Genomic DNA, 18,953 nt, shown 5'->3' on the forward strand with positions numbered 1-18,953 from the left:
GAAGTCGCACAGTCACGGGTTTTCAGAATGTCAATTGCATAGAGAATTCCCCGCCGATCACCGGGTCGATAGTACGGCCTGGACGGGTACCAAAGTTATTTCCAGCCGTACCAGCATTCCATCCCGGAACGGATCTGTCGATGCAAGCGTAGCTGAACCATTTCCCCGGCTGCCAGTAGCCGAGAACTATTGTCGCGGTCCAGCCTTCCAGAAGTTTCCAGTCAGCTCCACAGTCGATCTCGTAACCGAGTTCTCTGTCGGGAATATTGGGTGAGGCGGGGTAACGGTTTAAATTGGTAAAATCCACGTTGCCGTTAATTATGACGTCATTGAAGCCAGCCTCATTGGGGCCGAGGCAACCCCAGCTATATCCGTCAGAGGTTCTCCTCGCCCAAAAAAAGCTGCCGTACACGTTCAAGTTCGCTGCGACAGCGTAATCCATTCGAGCCCCCAAAACGAATGCGTCTCTCAAAAATCCTTGATCTCCCGCCAAGTTGTACGCGTTGAGGCCGAACCCGTAATCGGAGCCTAATATGTAGCCGTACGGCCTGATCACGCTGAAACTCGCGAGATGTCGGTCAAATACGTCGTGTCTGACGAACGCGGCGGCCTGCCTATCGATGAAACCACCGGCCCGACGATCAGGCCCAGGTGCATAGGCGCTCAAGAGGCTCACCTTGACTGGACCGGCGACTAAGCCTGTTTCAACCATGTATTTCCACTGCTCTACGTAACGGTTATTGGGAAGACCATACATCGCGGCCGAATTCGAAAGAGGCAAACCAAAGGGCGCAACCAAACCAAAGGGCGGCGGAATCGGAACCGGGGTCGTCAGAAGGTACCGGTCGGTCCAATAGAGCCAGGCCGCCTCCGCGTTGAAGAATAACCGGCCATTGTTGTACTTAACGTACGCGCAGCCGTGGAAGAGATTCGAGTCGAGAGCCCACGGGGGAGGAGATGCCAAAGGATCAGAGGAGTCCACCAGCACTGCCTCGGGACCGATGTGATAGCTCCCGTACGCAGCGACGACTCCAGCGTTAACAGGACCGCTAAAATAGTTCACGAATGCGAGGACATCCTTGGAGAATGACCCGCTCCTATCTGCCACGCTGAAATATTGGCCGGGAACAAAAAATCCTAATCCCGTCACATATGTCGGGAGATTGTAGGGATCACCGTATCCGATGGTGGAACTCCCAGCGAAGCGGTACGGATAGAAGCCAATACCGATATCAAGAGGACCGTATGGCGCCGCGAGAAGAAGAGATTCAGTCGTAGCCATCCCTGCTCCATCGTACTGGAGCCCGGTGCCGAACGCCCAGCGCCTCTTGCCAATCGCCACAACTCCCACGGGGGTGTTCACCGTGGCCCAAAAGAGGGTCCACTGACCCTCACTAAACGCGTTATTGAGTCCGGGAGCGTTTTGGGTGATATAATTCGGGGTCTGTGGCTGTCCGTACAAGCCAATGCGATACTTGCCCTGAAATCTCAGCGCCTCGTTGACCTTGATCTGAGGCAAAAACTCTACATTGAACCATGACCACCCTGCATCTGCACTGGTGGTGATGTTGGTGTCGAACTGACCGCCGTTCCAGAAGTTGAGATTGGCGGTTCTCGTGCCCGCACCATTGTCCACGTTGTACGGACCGAAGAATCCTTGTGTTCCGCGCTGGTTGTACCACTGGTAGGTCCAATTAAATGCACCGGCCAACTGAAACTCCCACGCGAAGACCGGCAGCGCCATCAAGACGAAGCATAGGCTCAAAGCAGTCACCAAAATTAAAGACCCGGTCGCTCGCATTTTAGTTTTCCTCCTTATCACGCCCCGTGTCCTCATCGTCCGAGCTGACGATGGCCAGGGCTTAACCAACAACAAATTGGATTTACAAACAGGCCGGATTCTCACAGATTATCACAGAGCCAGAGGAGATTCCCTTTAAATCTGTCTGCCCGTTACCTGATCAATCAACCCGATTTGTAAGAGCACTCGATAGTAGTTAGTCACGTCTAACTAAAATCGCGCTACCTGTCAAGAGTTTTTTCTCCCCCTCGTCGCAAGAATAGATGGAGGGAGGTATTGATTTTGCTTCTAGCTGCGCTGTACTATTTGAGACGATCCTGTAATACAAGGTATTACAATGCCTGTCAAGGATAATGTCGTTTGGCCACGAGACCCGGAACAAGCGGGCGCTCGGAGGCCTAAAGTGATTCTCAAAAGGTTTCGCGGAATGAAGCTTCAGTGTTGGTTGGGTCAACGGCGGCCAATAGGCCGCCCTACGGGGGATGAGACCAAGCCTGGGACGGCAAATGTAGGGCGGCCTATTGGCCGCCGCAAATTACGAGGATGGTCAAGTTCGAGCCGAAAGAGGCGCTCCCCAGCCAATCCGTGATTACTTTCGAGAACAGGTATAAAGGCCGCGAAACGCCAAGAATGGCGGCCCGGTTCTGTAGGTGCCGGCCTCCGTGCCGGCACATTTTGCACATACACATCAACTAGTTAGGCCCGGCAGAGACCCCGGATCGCGGTCCGGGGCAGGCTCTGGGCCCTACGGGGCTTCTTGGAACGCGGGCCGCGCACAGGGCTAAATTAGTGGCAACCGTTATAGAGCCGGAAAGCTATAGTCGAGGGATGTCCTTTTAGGATTTTCTGTGGCTTTGTTCCGCGGATTTCTTTTCTTGCGCTCTTTCGGCAAGGCGCCTGGCCCTTCTATCCGTCGCTTCACGATTACGGCGGAAGTCGTCTTCCGACTCCAAAACAAGATCCGGGACAGGAGCAGGTCTCCCCTGTTTATCTAGAGCTACAAAAGTCAAATACGCGGAGGCGGTATGGCGGACCTCGCCTGTGATGAGGTTTTCAGTCTCTACGCGTACACCGACCTCCATGGATGTCCTCCCAACCATGTTCAAGCTTGCCTTGAGGATAAGCAGATCGCCCACGAGGACCGGATAGTGAAAATCCAGCCTGTCTATGGACGCAGTGACGGCAATACTCCGCGCATGTCGGATCGCTACCGCGCCCCCGCAGGTGTCAATGTGCTTCATGATCACGCCGCCGTGGACCTTCCCTGCCGGATTCGCGTCCTGGGGCAGCATCTGGTGGGCCATGACGCACGCAGTCTCTTTAACGGTTTTGCTTTTCATCCTATTTGCCCCGGGAATCCCCATTTAGCGTTTAAGCATCTCAGCAATGTCCGTTAGGCCCTTCTCGGACGCTATCATGAGGGCCGTTTTCCCTTCCCAGTCTTCCGCAGCGGAGTCCGCTCCCGCTGCCAGCAATTGCTTAACTATCCCTTTGTGGCCGTTCCTGGCGGCCAGCATCAGTGCATTGGCCTGCTGACTGTTTTTCGCGTTAGTGTCCGCGGCCTTTTCCAGAAGTAGCTTTACCACGTCCTTGTGGCCGTTTCGGGACGCGCAGATCAAGCTGGTATTCCCCTGTTTGTCCTTTGCATTCACATTGGCCTTGGTAGCCAACAAGGCCTTTACCACCTCGGTGTACCCGTTTCCCGCTGCCGCGATTAAAGCTTCGCCCCGATTATCATTGATCTGCCTTGTGTCTGTTTGGGATGACAAAAGCCTCACCGCCTCGGCATGACCGTTCCTCGCCGCCAGCACCAGGGCGGTAGCTCCGTTCTTGTCCCCAGCCTCCACATATGCTCCAGCCTCCAGCAGAAGGCGCAAAATCTCGGTGTTTCCCGATGCCGCAGCGAGCATGAGGGCCGTGGTTCCGTTGGGGCCTACAAAATTGGCACCGGACCCGCGGGAGAGGAGAAGCCGAACCACCTTGTCGTGTCCAAGCCCGCACGCAAAAATAAGTGCGGACTCCCCTGACTGTGTTTCAAAATTTGTCTGCCCGCCCAGAGCCAAGAGTTCCTTTAATCGCTCAATATCTCCCCGAAGCGCGGAAACCACCACATCGTGTTCCAGGTACCCGCCTCGTTTCATCTTGATCTTCGCGTTTTTTGCAAGGAGGAGACTGACGATATCCGTGTACCCGTTCAAAGCGGCATAGCTAAGAGCTGTTCCGCTATGGAGGTCAGTAGCGTTGACCTCCGCTCCCCACTTCAGCAGGGCCTTCACCACTTTGGTCCGGCCTTTGGATGCGGCCAGAATCAAAGCCGTTTCTCCGGCATTGCCGCGCGCTTTGACATCCGCGCCCTCGTCCAAAAGGAGCTTGACAGCGTCCAAATGGCCCCCCAGTGAGGCAAGGGCCAGCGGCGTCAAACCATCGGCATTTCTGGTGTCTACTGCTGCGCCTGCGTCCACCAGCAGCCTCAGCACCTTGACATACCCACCTTGTGCAGCGGCCGATACCGAATCGGCCCGGGAATTGTTGGTAGCCCCTACATCCGCACCTTTCCCGAGAAGAATTCGCACGGTTTGATCGTGTCCGAACCTGGAAGCTACAATCAGTGGGGTGTCGTTTTCTTCGTCCCGCGAGTCGACATCGGCCCCGGTATTCAGGGTTTGTTCAACCTTCGAGGCGTTTCCTGCCTTGGCCATGTCCAGAAGACCTTTTCTTAATTCGGATATGGGCACGGCCGATCCCACGAAGGAAAGCGGGAACGCGCCGGAAACCTTTCCTTCCCATTGAGGGTGCTGATGCCCCTTGGTCGCTTCCCTGGTGTGGGCGTCCAAGTACTCGTATGCTTCGCTAAGAGTCACTACTCCGTCCCGGTCCTTGTCCGCGTTACCTTTCAAGCCTTCGATCAGGTAATGCGTAAATACGCTGTTCTTGAGGTTTGGCACCTCCCACGACAACTGTTCGTCCTTGGTCGAATGAATGACCACCTTTCCCGTGGACTTTTTGACTTCTTGAACGAATAGTTCCACCGGTGCCAGCCCTTTCGGCTTCATTTCAGAAAACCCTCCCGAGTGGCACGCGTCTGCTATTATGAGGACCCTCTCAGCGCTTATCCGTTTGAGAAAATCCAGCCCGCTCATCTTGACGGCTGTAGTTCCAAGAAAATCCGGCTCCGAATCATGCGACAGGAACAGGAAATCCGTGGAACTCATTGGGTCGCGGGCCCCATGGCCGCTGAAATAAAGAATGACAGTGTCGTCCTTTCCGGCCTTGGGCAACGTATAATACAGATACTTCTCAATTTCCGACTTTGTGGCCTTCTCGTTGATCAAGTAGGTAACCTTGGTTTCCTTGAAAACCTTATTCTGGGTCTCAAGAAATTCGCCGAAGGCCTTGGTGTCTTTGTCTGCAAGAAGAAGCTTGGGAATCTTCGGGTCTTTGTATTTGGATACACCTACCATAAGGGCGTACAGATTTCCCCCACCCAAGGCCAAGTTGGCTTCTTTGAATTTGACAGGGGCTTTGGGCTCTGCTTTGGCCGTTTCCGCGGCGACCACCTGGAGCAGCAGCAAATGCGACAGAGCCACCGCGACAGCAAGTTTCCAGGCCACCCGTACCAGTCGTATCTTGTAAAACCCTTTTAGACCTTGATTCCGTAGGACGCGCTGGTTCAGCATGGGCGTCTCCCTCCCTGCGGACGGCTTATAGAATTGTATCGGGATAATTGAAACGCGAAGGGTGTGTTGACAACAGGCAAGCGAAGCATCAGGCAATCCTTCACATCGCACCGCAAGATAGTGTGCCACGTGGGGACATTGCGCCAAGATTCAATGCGCTGCGCAGCTATCATAAGGAGAGTATTGCCTTTCGGCGGCTCTAATTTTCCGGATAAGTCAAATCGCAGACCAGAGCATCACAGGTCCACGCTTTGGTCCTTTCGACACCGGCAATACGTAGGAGTTCCTTGTTTTACGCAAATTTCCCCACCGTGAAGAAGCGTCCAAACACGGTTTAGATTCCGGGCTATTTTGCTTCAGGGCCTAGCAAAAGCTCCCAGACAGCGTCGCGAACCGTTGGAGCAAGCTGAGCCTCGCTCACACCCCTTACTATTTTGTCCTTCAACATTGTTCCCTCCGGCGCGCGAGCGAGATTGCAGGTGACATCAAACCCTCGAGCAGCAGGCTCCACGGTAACAAGAACTGCTGTTGTCACATCAAATTCGTCGTTAAGATTTTCCAGCAGTTTTTCTCTGTTGAAGGGATCGACTTTTCCACGTTTGATGGCCTTCGTCAGAGTTGCCGGCGGTATTACGTCGAATCGTTCGTTGACCTCGATGGAGGGTTCGAGGGCCTGGTAAAGAGTATCGACCTTGTCCCTCGACAACGGCTCTTTGAAGTTCCTGAAGAACATCAAGACCGCGGAGCGCTGTCCGGTGGATTCAACGCCTGTCTTAGGCCTTGGAACGTTTTCCCAAGCCACAGAGCTGAGCCCGACCATATATTCCATTTGCTCGCGAGGATAGATGAGCACCACGATGAGGATCGCTGCCACTGCCGCGGCAACTCCGAACGCCGGCCTTCTAAAGTGCTCTGTAATCCACTCCCAAAGCTTGAAAGGTTTTTTCTCCGGTGCCTCAGCTTTTTCGGAAACGGGGGATCGCTCAAGGCGTTCTTTTACCTTGGCCAGAAGTTGTGGTGGCATGGCCTCCGCGGTCGCAGTATATGACTGAAATTCCTCGAAACAACGAGGACATTGCTTGAGATGAACCGACAGAGATGCCTGAGCCGCGGCGCCACTCCGGACAGCTTCGTATATGTCCCATGCTTCCGGGCAGAATGCCTGCTTGTTGTCTCTCAAAGATGCAATTATGGCTCGCAGGCCCTCGACCTCTTTAGAGCACCTGGAGCAATGATCCACGTGCTCCTGGACGATCCGCCTTTGTTCAGGGGCCAGTAGGTCCTCTACGTACGGGAGCAGAAGCTCATCGCAGTGTTCGGAGGAAGTTTTTGTGTTTGAGTTGCTCACCGTCCGATTCCTTTGAGTTAAAGACCGCCGTAGATGCCTCTTAATTTATCCAAGCAGCGTCTTATTCTCACCGTTACAGTATTTTCCGTCGCGTCGAGCATGCTCGCGATCTCGCTGAAGGGAAGCTCATTGTAGTACCTGAGGGTTATCAGTTCTCGGCATTTCTCATCCAGCTCCCGCAGGGCCGTTCTGAGATGCGATGCAAGTTCGGCCTTTTCCATCTCCTCGTCTTGCCCGGCCAGATCCGAGGGGACCATTGTGGTCCCTTCCCCGTCGTTGTCGTGGTGCTCGACGCTCTGGGTGTCGGCGCTTCTTTTTGCAGCTTTTCTCTTCCTATATTCGTCTATCAGCACCCTTTCAGTCACCAGGCAAACGAAAGTCCGTAAAGGCTGCTCCGAATCGTAATTACGCAAAGCGGTCGTAAGCTCGAGAAAAGCCGACTGAGTAATGTCTTGAACGTCTGAGCTAGAAAGGTTCAGACGTCGCCTTACTACGCTCCTCATCAGTCCTATGAATCGGGAGTAAAACTCGTTCCATGCTTCTTCGGAGCCGCGCAAGCACTCCTGCACCAGCAGGTAGTCCTTGTTTTCGCTTCTCTTGTCCATGCCAGAGGGTCTCCCGGTGAATGCCGACGTTCGATGCGGATTTCATATTAGCATCCGATCCACCGGAAAAACAGTGTGCCTCGACCCAAATCGGTTTGCCGCCAACGGCCTTGGAGAATCTGCAAAGCAAGCCCCTTTGTGTCGGAAAGCCTGCCCCGCGCTTCTGAAGAAAAAACGCCAGGGGCGTGCGAAGTCCGGCCCCTGGCGTTTGGGGAAGCGGTCGGTCAGGGGTTACTTGCAGTCCTTGCAGTCTTTGACGACCTTTCCTCCGCCCTTGGTACAGTCCGCCTCGGCCTTCACCTGAGAGCATTTACCGTCTTTGCAGCAATTGATGACCATGGGCTTTTCGCCACCGGGCTTTGCCGCAGGGGGTTGATCAGCGGCCATTGCCAGGGGAGCCGCCAAAGCGAAAGCTACCAGCGTGAGTACCACCAACAAAGTTTTCATCTGAAGCCTCCTAAGTATTGCCGTGAAGCTGAACAGCCTGTCTCGGCTGTTTGGCGGCCTTTTTCAGCCGGCCTATCCAACAATTCGCAGCGGGTGAAAAAACCTGACATCAAAAATGACAAAAAAATGAAAAAGCACCTGGAGGTCTTGTCCTGGCAAGGGCATTCGTTCGCAACTCATGACTGAACGGGGCAGGCGTATGCAGCCATTCGTTTGCGGGGAGGTGGTATATCGCGTGCCCGAATCCTTTACCGGTTCCGCGCACCCGGACATATGAGGAAGTCACCCAGAGAAGGGATGGACAGGAATCCCACGGTCTATCAAGGGGCCGCCCCATCGCCGGAACCCTTCGATTACGATGGGTAGGGCGCGCCCCACGCGCAACAGAGGTTTCCACTGATCGAGAGCAGTGCTACGCTCCGTCACACGGATCCATCGGCCACCTCGGGATCCTTCAACGCTTCTCTCAACGAATCGAACAGAAAGATCTCGCAATAGTCGCAGAGGTAGTTGAGTTTCTCATCCAGTTCCAGGAGGGTGTTGGACGCGCGCATGACGCACCGGTCCGTGTGGCAATGGCGAAGGTTAAACGTGTGGCCTATCTCATGAATAGCCACCTTTACTACTCGATCGAGGAACTGTTCACGGGAGACCGGTTCCCCAAGTAGACCCGCCTTCAGTCGAGCCGAAGACATAACAGCCGACCGGCCGCCCATGTAGGCCTCGCCAAATACATATGTCAGAATAGGATTGCAGATATCGTTTGCGGTTATTCCCAGTATCTTTAGGCTGTTATGAGACAACTCCCGGTCCAGGTACTTTATGAGAGCCATTGCATTGTACTGGTTGCGCGATTCCATAAAAGCGTCTTCAGGAACCGCGATGGGATCACGTAGATCTACCGGAAGGCGCAGGATACCCTGGAGACCGTCCGCCACTACGCGTAGAATATCCTCTCGAACCCTGCCCAGAGGCAAAACTGCAATGATTGCCTTTCCGGGAGTGCGCGGCTCTGGTTTTTTCTCGTGTTCAATCATTCAGCGGGTGGGATACCTTTTGTCAGCGGTTGAGGCCGTATTTGCGGATCTTCTTGTGAAGCGTGGTTCGGTCCACTTCGAGAACTTTGGCTGTCCTGCTGATATTCCACTCTTCTTCCTCCAACACTCGTCGAATATGTTCGATTTCGACCTGCTCCAGTGAACGAGGCGAAAACCCCGCGCCCGCGCAGATGTCTTGACCGGTGAGATACGCGAAAGCTTCCGGTGTTACTATTCTCCTTTTGGAGGTGACCACCGCGCGCTCGACAACGTTTTCAAGTTCTCTGACATTCCCGGGCCAGTCATATTCCACTAATATTTTCATCGCCTCATCATTTATCGAATCCACGTCCCGGTTGGTCTCCCTCGCGAAACGCTGAAGGCACCTTGTGACCAACAGGGGGACGTCTTCTCTCCGGTCCCTCAATGGGGGGACTCTGAGGGTTATCACGTTGATGCGATAGAAGAAATCCTGCCTGAAGGTACCCTGAGCCACCTCGTGCGGGAGGTCGCGATGGGTGGCGCTGATAAGCCTAAAGTCGGCTCGGATCGGCTCCACTCCCCCCACCCGGTAGAAGAGTTTGTCTTGGAGTACGCGCAACAGGTCCACCTGCATCTTAGGAGTTATTTCGCCCACCTCGTCGAGAAACAGAGTCCCATTCTCAGCAACCTCGATTAATCCTTTCTTCGGGCGGACAGCCCCTGTGAAAGAGCCTTTTTCGTGGCCGAAGATCTCGCTTTCCATGAGTGATTCGGGGATCGCACCGCAGTTGATTGGGACAAAGGGCCCGCCCATCCTCTTGCTATGGGCGTGTATGGCCCTGGCAATAAGCTCCTTTCCCGTGCCGGTCTCTCCCAAGATCAGGATGGAAGACTCGCTGGGCGCGACCTCCTTGATAGTATCGAAGAGTTCAAGCATGGGTTTGGACTGACCTATTATTTCATCAGGGCCCCCCCAGCATCGGGTGACTTCATCCCGCAGATACTGTGTTTCCTCCAGTAGCCTTTTGTGCTCCATCAGCTTGGCCACCATAATGCCGAGCCCTTCAGGTTCGAACGGCTTCACAAGGAAATCGTTCGCGCCGAGCTTCATTGCCTGAACCGCGTGATCTACTGTCCCGTAGGCGGTTATTATGACCACCACAGTGGTGGGAAAGGACTTCTTTGCTCTTTCCAAAAGCCCGAACCCGCCCATTCCAGGCATCTTGATGTCTACGAAAAGGATGTCGTAGAAGTTCTCTTGCATGAAGTCCAAAGCCTGCTCGCCGGATTCGGCCCTATCCACGACGGCCCCTTCCTGTTCGAGCCACGCGGCCAGGGATTCCCGCACGATCAGCTCATCGTCGACCACCATAAATCTGTTTTTTCGGCTCATGACCAGATCGACACCTCCACCACCGAACGGCTCAGCCTGCGGATTCCTCAAGGTCCTTCTTGGAAATCGGCAAGGTCAGGGTAAAGAAGGCCCCTTTTCCTTCCTCGCTTTCCACCTCCACATTTCCTCCATGCTGAGCAATTACTCCGTACACCACGCTCAGTCCGAGACCCACACCCTTGCCATGCTCTTTGGTTGTGACAAACGGTTCAAACATACTGCCATGAAGTTGCTTGGGGATTCCATGACCCGTATCGCCAACACGAATTCTCAAGTGCTCCGAATCGGGATATAGGTCCACGGAGAGGCTTATCGTCCCCCCGTCGGGCATGGCCTCAACGGCATTCAATACAAGATTTAACAGAGCTTGCTTAAGCCTGTTCCTGTCGCCGAAAACAGCTGGTAGATTCTCGGCTATTCGTCTGTCGAGCTTTATATTCTGGAGTTCCATTCGATTGCCTATCAGCAGAAAGATCTCTTGGAGCATTGTGCCGAGGTTAAAGAAGGATTTCTCCAGGTCGTCCTGTCGGGCGAAGGAAAGCAGATTGCGGAGGATCTGGCCGCATCGCGCGGATTCCTCGGCTATCAGGTCCAGGTAGTTTTTGAACTTGTCCAACTCCTCCGCAGAAAGAGCGTCGCGGTCCAGGCCCGTACGCATTATTTTGGAAAAAATAAGTATCCCTTGAATAGGGTTGTTGATCTCATGAACAGCCGCGGCAGCCAACTTGCCGAGCGCCACCATTTTGTCCTGATGGACCACGTGAGAGAAATCCCTTGTAATACTGTGTGCTTTCCGGTCGAGTACGGGCGTCATGCCTTTGGTGACGTCTTTCCACACGATGAGAACGCTTTTTTTCCCTTCCGCATTCTCCTTCATCGGATAAGTGCTGACCGTGAAATAACGGTTGGTCCCGTCGGTCCTTGTCTCTTCTCTGACGCTGTGAGTCGAGCGCCCGGTTCGTAGCACTTCCAGGACCGAGCAGTTCATACCTTTCAGATGGCACGGCTCCATGTATCTGTGAATAACCCAGTGGCATGGCCGGTTCAGACAAGCTTCTGCGGACATCTTGGTTCGGTCCAGTATTGCCCTGTTGATGTCCAGCACCTTAAAGTCTTCGTCCACGACCATAATGCTCACCTCGGACCCTGCCATAAGCACTTCCTTGATCAATTCCACACTCTGGAGTCTGTCTTGGGTGGTGCCCAGTTGGCCCGCGACTGTCTTGAGCGTTTGCAGCACATCGACTGCAAAGGACCCGAGGATTCTGGTTTCAGACGGGATTATGTTCATGACATGCTTGCGCAATTCGTGGTCATGCGAAGTTACGATAAGAAGATCGGGCTTTTGCTCCTGAATCAGCGAAGTGTATTCATCGTAGATCGGGAGGTCGGAACTGATTTCTGGTAACTGGGAACGATCGTTTGTGCCCCGATAAACTATTCCCACCGGATCCAGGTTGAATCCCATAGTCTTCAGGGATTCGAGAATGTCGCGGCTCTTTTCAAGGGCTTCATTCCCCCCTATAATCAGTACCTTGAGAGGCGTCTGAAGAGCGTCTTCCTCAAGGTCTCTCTCTTTTGCGGGGCCGCGCGGTCTTGTCATGTTCGTTCGCACCTGTTGACATGATTCTAGCAAAACGTATGGTTGAAGCAAGTGGTGTGTTATAGATTCAGCGACCGCGTTCACTCTTTCCGCGGCGTCAGTCTCATTGGCATCTTGAGTGTTGGCTCAGGGTAAAGCAAGGTGAACATTGTGCAATGGCATAGTGGAAAAACAATCTGGTTTACCGGTTTATCGGGGTCCGGGAAATCCACCGTATCCTCGATGGTAAAAAATATCCTGGAATCTCGAGGAGTCTCAACGGTTCTGCTCGACGGCGACATGCTCAGGTCAGGATTGAATCGAGACCTCGGTTTCTCGGCCGCCGACAGGGCGGAGAACATCCGCCGTGCAGGGGAAGTGGCAAAGATCCTCTCCGATGCAGGCCACACGGTTCTTGCCGCGTTCATAACACCTCTGGAGAGTCTGCGGAGAGCCGTTCGCGGGCTGTTCGAGCCGGGCCGTTACGTGGAAGTATTTCTGGAATGTCCTTTGTCCGTGTGTGAAACCCGCGACGTCAAAGGCCTTTACTGCCGCGCCAGGAGCGGAGAAATCCCGGAGTTCACCGGCATCTCCTCTCCATTCGAAATTCCCGTTGCGTGCGATTTGACCGTCCCCACGGGCGAACAGACTGTCGAGGAATCGGTAAACATGACACTTGGATGGTTGGAAAACCGCTTTCCCGACCTGAGGTTAAGTTGCTCTCCTTGGTTCGGCGGGTCGCGACCGCGGCGAAAGGTAGTTGTTATCGGCCTGGACAGCGTTGCGCCGGCCCTGGTTTTTGGGGAGGCAGGCAAGGATCTGCCAAATCTGAGGGCATTAATGGGTCACGGAATATGGGGACCCTTGGCCTCCACAGACCCGCCCATAACCATTCCTGCCTGGACTACCATGACCACGGGAAAGGACCCTGGAGAGCTGGGTTTCTACGGCTTCCGCAATCGCGCAGATTACGGATACGGCGAGATGTTTACCGTGAACGACTCGCATGTGGAAACCCCTCGTGTTTGGGACTACTTAGAGGATGTTGGACTCTCATCCATTCTCATTGGGATACCTCAAACGTATCCGCCGCGAGCCCACCAAGGCATTACGATTGCCGGCGTCCCGTTACCGGATGTTGAAACGCCGTCAACCTATCCGGCGGATGTGGCCCCCGAGGTCGCCCGTGCTGCAGGCGGAGAATATCTGGCCGACGTGAAAGACTTCAGAACCGCTGACAAAGATCGTTTGCTCGGCGCCCTATATGACATGGTGAACACGCGGTTCAGCGTAGCGCGGGACTTTCTGGTTCACAAGCCTTGGAATTTCTTCATGATGGTGGAAATTGCGCCGGACAGGCTTCACCATGGGTTCTGGCGGTACTTCAATCCGGACCACAGGTTGTACCAACCAGGCAATCCTTATGAGTCGGCCGTTCGGCTTTTCTACAACCACCTCGATTCGTGCATTGGCTCCCTGCTTGCCGTATTGGAAGACGACACCACAGTGCTGGTGGTTTCAGATCATGGTGCACGAAATCTGGTGGGCGCGGTTTGTATCAATGAGTGGCTTATACAAAACGAGTTTCTGGTCCTGCACAGACAACCAGACTCTGAATGTCCGTTGACGCCGGAAATTGTAGACTGGACAAGAACCAAGGCTTGGGGTGAAGGAGGGTACTGCGGTCGAATTTTCCTCAATGTGAGCGGCCGAGAGCCACAAGGCGTCATTAAACCGGAGGAGTACGAACAAGTCCGCGACGAGCTTGCCCAAAGACTCCAGGCAATGAAGGGTGAAAACGGCAGGCCGCTTGCCAACCAGGTCCTGAAGCCCGAGGACATCTATCGCTCCTGCCGAAACATTCCCCCTGATCTCATGGTCTATTTTGACGACCTGAACCGTCGATCGGTCAGTACAGTAGGACACGGCAAGGTCTTCCAATCCGGAAATGCCACCGGCCTGGATGACGCCAACCACGATCGCTACGGCATTTTCATCGCCGCGCGAATGTGGGAGCTTCGTAAAGGGCTGAGAAAGGGCAAGCAAATCCAAAGCGCTTCATGCCTGGACATCACACCGACCATTCTTCACGAATTCGGCTTGACTGTGCCGAGCGACTTGGCAGGCAGAGTGATTACAATCGACGGGGCCGATTATGCTCCCGCCGAGGGCAGAACCAATCGGCCAGCCGTCCGGGATAACAAGGCACAGGCCATGGGGAGTTGCTCAGCGAAAGGGTACACGTCCGAAGAAGAGGAAGTTATAAAGAAACGGCTAATGGAGTTGGGATACCTCTAGCGGCTGGGGGCAACCTCCTGAGAAAGCGGCTTTTGCTGCGCGAGGGCATGAAGGGACATCACCCCCTCAAATCGGGCAAATTTCAGGACGGAATCATGCACTTGGCAAATAAGAGGCTGCTAGCTTGTCATCATACAGAGCCGCATCTCCAATTCTTGTAGGGGCGCATGGCGTGCGCCCGTATTAGGGCGACCACCGGTCGCCCCTACAGGAGCAGGCGATGAGAAACAAGCACTGATACCACGTGGTTGGCGCTATGATTTCCGCGAAAGTGACGCATTATTTGCAAAGTGAACAATTCCGTTTCAGGAAACGGATATGAAGGAGAGGCGCGGCCGAATCGGTGCGAAACACGAGGAAACCCCGCGCCTCCGCCTTTCGATTTAACGAGGTGTTCATCCACACCTTTGAAAGGTCACAGGGTTTTCTTTTCAGGCATCTTCTTTTCCAGGGTCTTCTTTTCCGGAGTTTTCTTCTCCGGCTTTGGGCACTCTTTCTCTTTTGCCTTCGTGGCGGCTTCCTTGGTCGGGAACGGGCCCGCGAGATACGTGGGGGTCTTTTCCGTGGCCTGAATCAACTTGCAAACCCCCTTTTTGTCTTTGATAACGTACCATTGTTTCTCCGCGGCAAATGCGCAAAGAGTGCAAGTGAGAGCAAAGACGGCGACGGTCATTAGCATTATGATTTTCTTCAGCATGTTACCTCCTATGATCGCACCTTAGGAAATCAGAACGATTATAGCTCCGGCTCTAACATGAATCATAATCGCCCGCAAGAGATAAAAATGGGCTCATCCGACATTTGCCGGCTTGAGCCTTCAACGGACATCCCTGCCGTTGAGCCCGCGACCGTTGACCGCAGACCCCTCTTCAGACTTTGCGCCGGTCGATTGCTTGACAAATAGCTCCAGCCGATATTACAAACGGATTTGGTAAATCTTCCGCAGATAGAGCCTTACCGAAGAGGTTTCTTGTCCTCTTAAGAGTTCCACAGAGCTGAGACGGTCCATATGAGTCGATCAACCCCTTCGTTGAATAGCCCCACAATCTCAGTAGTCACCGTCGTGAAGAACGGTGCGGCAACCATTGAACAATGCATCGAAAGCGTCAGAAGCCAGGATTATCCGGTGGAACACGTTTTTGTGGACGGTGCATCACGGGATGGAACGATCGAGATAATCCGACGTCACGCTTCCGAGGCTTCACGGATCGTGTCCGAGCCCGACGACGGGATTTATGATGCAATGAACAAAGGGATCTCCATGACCACCGGGGAGGTGGTCGGTATCCTTAACTCGGATGACTTCTACGCCAATAACCAGGTGATATCTACGATCGCCGGTGTGTTTCAGGACAACGACGTGGATGCCTGCTACGGAGACCTCGTTTACGTGGATCCTTATAAGATCGACTCCGTTATCAGGTATTGGAAGTCACGTCCGGTGACCGACCGGCTCCTTTATTGCGGGTGGATGCCCCCACATCCGACGTTGTTCGTGCGGCGCGATCTGTACGAAAAGCTTGGGGGGTTTCGTACGGATCTGGGATCTGCCGCGGACTACGAACTCACCCTCAGGTTTTTTTTGAAACATCGAATTCGAGCCGTATATATTCCGCAATTATTAGTGACCATGCGGGCTGGAGGGGCCAGCAACGCAACGTGGAGGAACCGGCTCATGGTCAATCTGTGGGTCTATAAGGCATGGAGGATCAACGGGCTGAAGCCCAAACCATGGACGATCCCGGCCAGACTCTTGTCCAAATTCGTGCAGTATTACTCGGGGCGATTGGGAACGGGGCGGATCAGATAAGGGAATTGGGTCAAGAAACCCTGAGACGGACCGCTCCGCGATTGTCGGTGACAGCCTCCCGGCAAAGTTCCTGCAACGCGGTCACGTTTCCCCTTCTTGAGACAATGGCGCGACCCGAGGCCCGCCGCGGCGAGGCAGGTCCGGGAATATCACGTCATAGATGGTGCTCTGTGGGGAAAAAACCATCCAGGCTGTGAGAAATACTATCTTCAAATCAACCCACGCGTTCTGATTCCGCGTATACCACAATTCCAGCTCACCTTTGTACGGCGCGATTTCATCTCTGTAGCATTCGAGAAACGGTTTTGAACTTTGCGCTATAATGGTTTCCTCGTCACGAAAAATAATGGATCCGATTCCGGTCAGGCCCGGTACCATAGTTGCGAGCTGTTGTTTTGCGTCATCGGGATACATTCCAAACGTTCTGGGTGTGAGGGGCCGCGGCCCCACGAGGGTCATCTCGCCCTTAAGGATATTGATTACCTGCGGGACTTCGTTGATTTTGAACTTGCGTAAAAACTTCCCGAGCGGCAATACACGGGGGTCGTCCTTGAGGGTGATGTCACCGGGCCCGATATTGGGGCTGTCTTCGAGCATGGTCGCGAATTTATACATCTTGAACAGTTGTCCGCCTTTGCCCAGCCTAGGTTGACGGTAGAAAACCTTCCCTTCGCCTGTAAATCGCAGGACCACCATGATCGGAAGGGCCAGCGGCAGGAACAGCGCTATTACGCATAATGAAAAAACAATATCAATGCAACGCTTCATGGCTACATTCTATCGTCGAGGTACTTGAACGTTTCTTTATGCGCGAACTCATCGAGCACATTGTTGAAAAGGTCCACGAGGTCGGATTTGGTCCATCTTTTCGTCCGGAGATGGTGCCGCAACTTTGAGAATAGCGAATCCAAGAGGTTGATATCAATAGTACGATCATCCTCTATGACACCGATGTCCACGAACCGATTCCAGTCAACGTGCTCACCGTCCGTGTAAAATTCCTCGAAGTCTTTTTCCCCGGTGGTGTCGCTCTTAAAAAAATAGCACGGCCATTCTCCACGCTCAGTGAGTTCGGCCATCCTACCCCGAGCCTCGTCCTCCGTGTCGCATATTACCGCAGCATACCCTAGATTATCCAGATATCTGACGGCGATGTCCGAAAACGTGACCAGATGCAGCTTGTCGCTGAGTTTGGGAAAAAAGATGTCCCGGTTGGACCCCAGAAACGCGGACAACAAGCACAACATGCCCGATTCATGCTCGGTGATGAAGTACCTTCTCACGTCATTGGGAGCCGATATAGGCTGCCGTTTGCCGATGCGATACCTGAATCCGTCCAGCAAACTGCCGTCCGAAAACGCCACATTTGCGAATCGAGCACTCGACACCCGGATGTGATCGCTTGCAGCCAGCAGGAACATCTCCATGACGCACTTTGAAGCCCCCATCATGTTGACAGGTCTTGTGGCCTTATCCGTGGACACGGAAAAATAGCTTCGTGCCCCACTCTCTTTGGCGTATTCGAGTAGCTTCACGCCGTTGAGAATGTTGATCCGGATCATGCGCATCAACGTATAAGGGTCCCGCTCGCTTCGCACATGCTTGAGCGCGGAGAAGTTCAAGATGTAGTCATAAGGCCCATGCGCGTCCGTGCATGAATCAAATTCCTCGGACCCGACATCCAAACAGAACGTGCGAAAATCTCCTTCGATGTACCCCAGTGAACTCCTGATGTCTCGGACCAGTTCCACAAGATTGTTCTCATTTATATCTATTACGTGAAGGACCCGCGGATTGCGCTGAAAGACCTCTCTTACCGTGGCGCGTCCAATACTCCCGGCTCCGCCTATAATCAGGATCTTCGATTGCTCAAGCAAACCTCGAAGCCGAGCCTCATGTTCGGCAAGGTCGTCCACAAAAAGCTCGACGTCACGCCCTATGAGTTTCAGTACATCATTCAACCGGATACCCTTCCTCGCCGTTCATCTGAAATGCTTGATGTACCACTGTCCCGTTCTGTTCAGTTCATCGCTGAGGCTATAACGGGGAGTCCATTGAAGGACCTCTCTGGCCGTGGCCGTACTTACCGTAAGGGATAGGGCCAGCCGTTTAAGCGACTCACTTTTGCCAACCAACCCAAGGGCGCCTCTGACCAGCCATAGCGGCACCGGTATCAAGCGAGCGGGCCGATCAAGGACGCGGGCTATGGCACGGATCAATTCAGGCGTCGAAATATCAGTCTCGTCGCTGACAAAGAATACGTTGCCGGCAGCGCCGGGGTGGCTGACGCAGCATTCCACCATGTGCGCAAGATTGCGCACCCCCACCAACGAGCGTTTGTTCTCAATGCAGGCCAGGGGCAACGGGACGCCACGATCCACGGCCCGCAAGAGTGCCAGGAAATTGGCGCGAACTCCTGGACCATATACCAGAGGAGGTCGAATAACAACTATCTCTAGCCGTGATTTTGCTGCAATCTCCTTCAATCCGTCTTCGGCCCGCCACTTGGAAGTCGCGTACGGACCAACCGGGTGCGGGTCATCCGCTTCCGAGAACTGACGATCACCCGAGGTTTCGCCGTTCACCTTCACGGTGCTCATGAAAACGAGGCGTCTAACCCCCGCATCTAACGCCTGTGAGGCCAGTTTCAGGGTTCCCTGAGTATTGACTCGCTCGTGAATGCCGGCACTTTGTCCCGGGGGCTCCTCCATCCGGTGAGCGTGGCCGGCGAGATGGACCACCGCCGAAACCTCCTTCAAGGCTTCCGACCAATCAGTGTCCGGCCCCACGTCCCCGATGCGGACAAGACGCGAGCAGCTCGTCTGATTGGAACGGCTGTCTCGAACCGCGCCGACCACCTCGTATCCCGCGTTGCCCAGAACCCGGCAAAGTTGGGAACCAATGAAGCCTGTTGCGCCCGTTACGAGAATTCGTTCCATGGCAGTTCTACCAATCCACACGGGGCCACTCGTT

15 protein-coding genes are annotated in these 18,953 nt (G+C 54.0%); 2 read left to right on the forward strand and 13 right to left on the reverse strand.

Annotated elements, in window-relative coordinates; translation table 11 throughout:
* Positions 1–22 precede the first annotated feature (22 nt).
* The 9 genes from HY913_19015 to HY913_19055 form a co-directional block, all read right to left on the reverse strand.
* Complete coding sequence (locus HY913_19015; protein MBI4965375.1) at positions 23–1,801, reverse strand: hypothetical protein; 1,779 nt, start codon at positions 1,799–1,801, stop codon at positions 23–25.
* An 836-nt stretch (positions 1,802–2,637) separates the two neighbouring features.
* Positions 2,638–3,141, reverse strand: coding sequence for an acyl-CoA thioesterase (locus tag HY913_19020; protein MBI4965376.1), 504 nt, complete (start codon positions 3,139–3,141; stop codon positions 2,638–2,640).
* Between the two features lie 24 nt (positions 3,142–3,165).
* Entirely contained in the window at positions 3,166–5,478 is a 2,313-nt protein-coding gene (locus tag HY913_19025; protein MBI4965377.1) for an ankyrin repeat domain-containing protein, read from the reverse strand.
* Positions 5,479–5,824: 346 nt separating this feature from the next.
* On the reverse strand, positions 5,825–6,826 hold the full coding sequence (locus HY913_19030) for a zf-HC2 domain-containing protein (GenBank protein ID MBI4965378.1): 1,002 nt from the start codon (positions 6,824–6,826) through the stop codon (positions 5,825–5,827).
* 17 nt (positions 6,827–6,843) lie between these two features.
* Positions 6,844–7,431, reverse strand: a complete 588-nt coding sequence (locus HY913_19035; protein ID MBI4965379.1) for a sigma-70 family RNA polymerase sigma factor — start codon at positions 7,429–7,431, stop codon at positions 6,844–6,846.
* Positions 7,432–7,662: 231 nt separating this feature from the next.
* On the reverse strand, positions 7,663–7,878 hold the full coding sequence (locus tag HY913_19040) for a hypothetical protein (GenBank protein MBI4965380.1): 216 nt from the start codon (positions 7,876–7,878) through the stop codon (positions 7,663–7,665).
* A 422-nt stretch (positions 7,879–8,300) separates the two neighbouring features.
* Complete coding sequence (locus tag HY913_19045; protein ID MBI4965381.1) at positions 8,301–8,915, reverse strand: archaemetzincin family Zn-dependent metalloprotease; 615 nt, start codon at positions 8,913–8,915, stop codon at positions 8,301–8,303.
* 22 nt (positions 8,916–8,937) lie between these two features.
* Entirely contained in the window at positions 8,938–10,290 is a 1,353-nt protein-coding gene (locus HY913_19050) for a sigma-54-dependent Fis family transcriptional regulator (protein MBI4965382.1), read from the reverse strand.
* Positions 10,291–10,321: 31 nt separating this feature from the next.
* A complete protein-coding gene (locus HY913_19055; GenBank protein ID MBI4965383.1) occupies positions 10,322–11,893 on the reverse strand; it encodes a PAS domain-containing protein in 1,572 nt (523 codons plus the stop codon).
* Positions 11,894–12,043: 150 nt separating this feature from the next.
* On the opposite strand from HY913_19055, the gene cysC reads away from it, so the two are divergent.
* A complete protein-coding gene (gene cysC / locus HY913_19060; GenBank protein MBI4965384.1) occupies positions 12,044–14,170 on the forward strand; it encodes an adenylyl-sulfate kinase in 2,127 nt (708 codons plus the stop codon).
* A gap of 415 nt (positions 14,171–14,585) precedes the next feature.
* On the opposite strand, the gene HY913_19065 is transcribed toward cysC, so the two are convergent.
* Positions 14,586–14,867 carry a hypothetical protein gene (locus tag HY913_19065; GenBank protein MBI4965385.1) on the reverse strand — a complete coding sequence of 94 codons (282 nt, stop codon included), beginning with the start codon at positions 14,865–14,867 and terminating at the stop codon, positions 14,586–14,588.
* A 312-nt stretch (positions 14,868–15,179) separates the two neighbouring features.
* Between HY913_19065 and HY913_19070 the strand changes: the two genes are divergently transcribed.
* Positions 15,180–15,980 carry a glycosyltransferase gene (locus tag HY913_19070; protein ID MBI4965386.1) on the forward strand — a complete coding sequence of 267 codons (801 nt, stop codon included), beginning with the start codon at positions 15,180–15,182 and terminating at the stop codon, positions 15,978–15,980.
* 81 nt (positions 15,981–16,061) lie between these two features.
* Here HY913_19070 and HY913_19075 read toward each other — a convergent pair whose 3' ends face one another.
* The 3 genes from HY913_19075 to HY913_19085 are packed head-to-tail and all read right to left on the reverse strand — an operon-like array spanning position 16,062 to position 18,919.
* Positions 16,062–16,748 carry a sugar transferase gene (locus HY913_19075; GenBank protein MBI4965387.1) on the reverse strand — a complete coding sequence of 229 codons (687 nt, stop codon included), beginning with the start codon at positions 16,746–16,748 and terminating at the stop codon, positions 16,062–16,064.
* Between the two features lie 2 nt (positions 16,749–16,750).
* Positions 16,751–17,941: a UDP-N-acetylglucosamine 4,6-dehydratase gene (locus HY913_19080; GenBank protein ID MBI4965388.1), complete on the reverse strand. Its 1,191-nt coding sequence runs from the start codon at positions 17,939–17,941 to the stop codon at positions 16,751–16,753.
* Positions 17,942–17,962: 21 nt separating this feature from the next.
* The gene (locus HY913_19085) at positions 17,963–18,919 is read right to left on the reverse strand and encodes an NAD-dependent epimerase/dehydratase family protein (protein MBI4965389.1); all 957 of its coding nucleotides are present in this window, start codon (positions 18,917–18,919) and stop codon (positions 17,963–17,965) included.
* Positions 18,920–18,953: the final 34 nt, after the last annotated feature.

This window comes from Desulfomonile tiedjei, assembly GCA_016212925.1.
Lineage (GTDB): Bacteria > Desulfobacterota > Desulfomonilia > Desulfomonilales > Desulfomonilaceae > JACRDF01.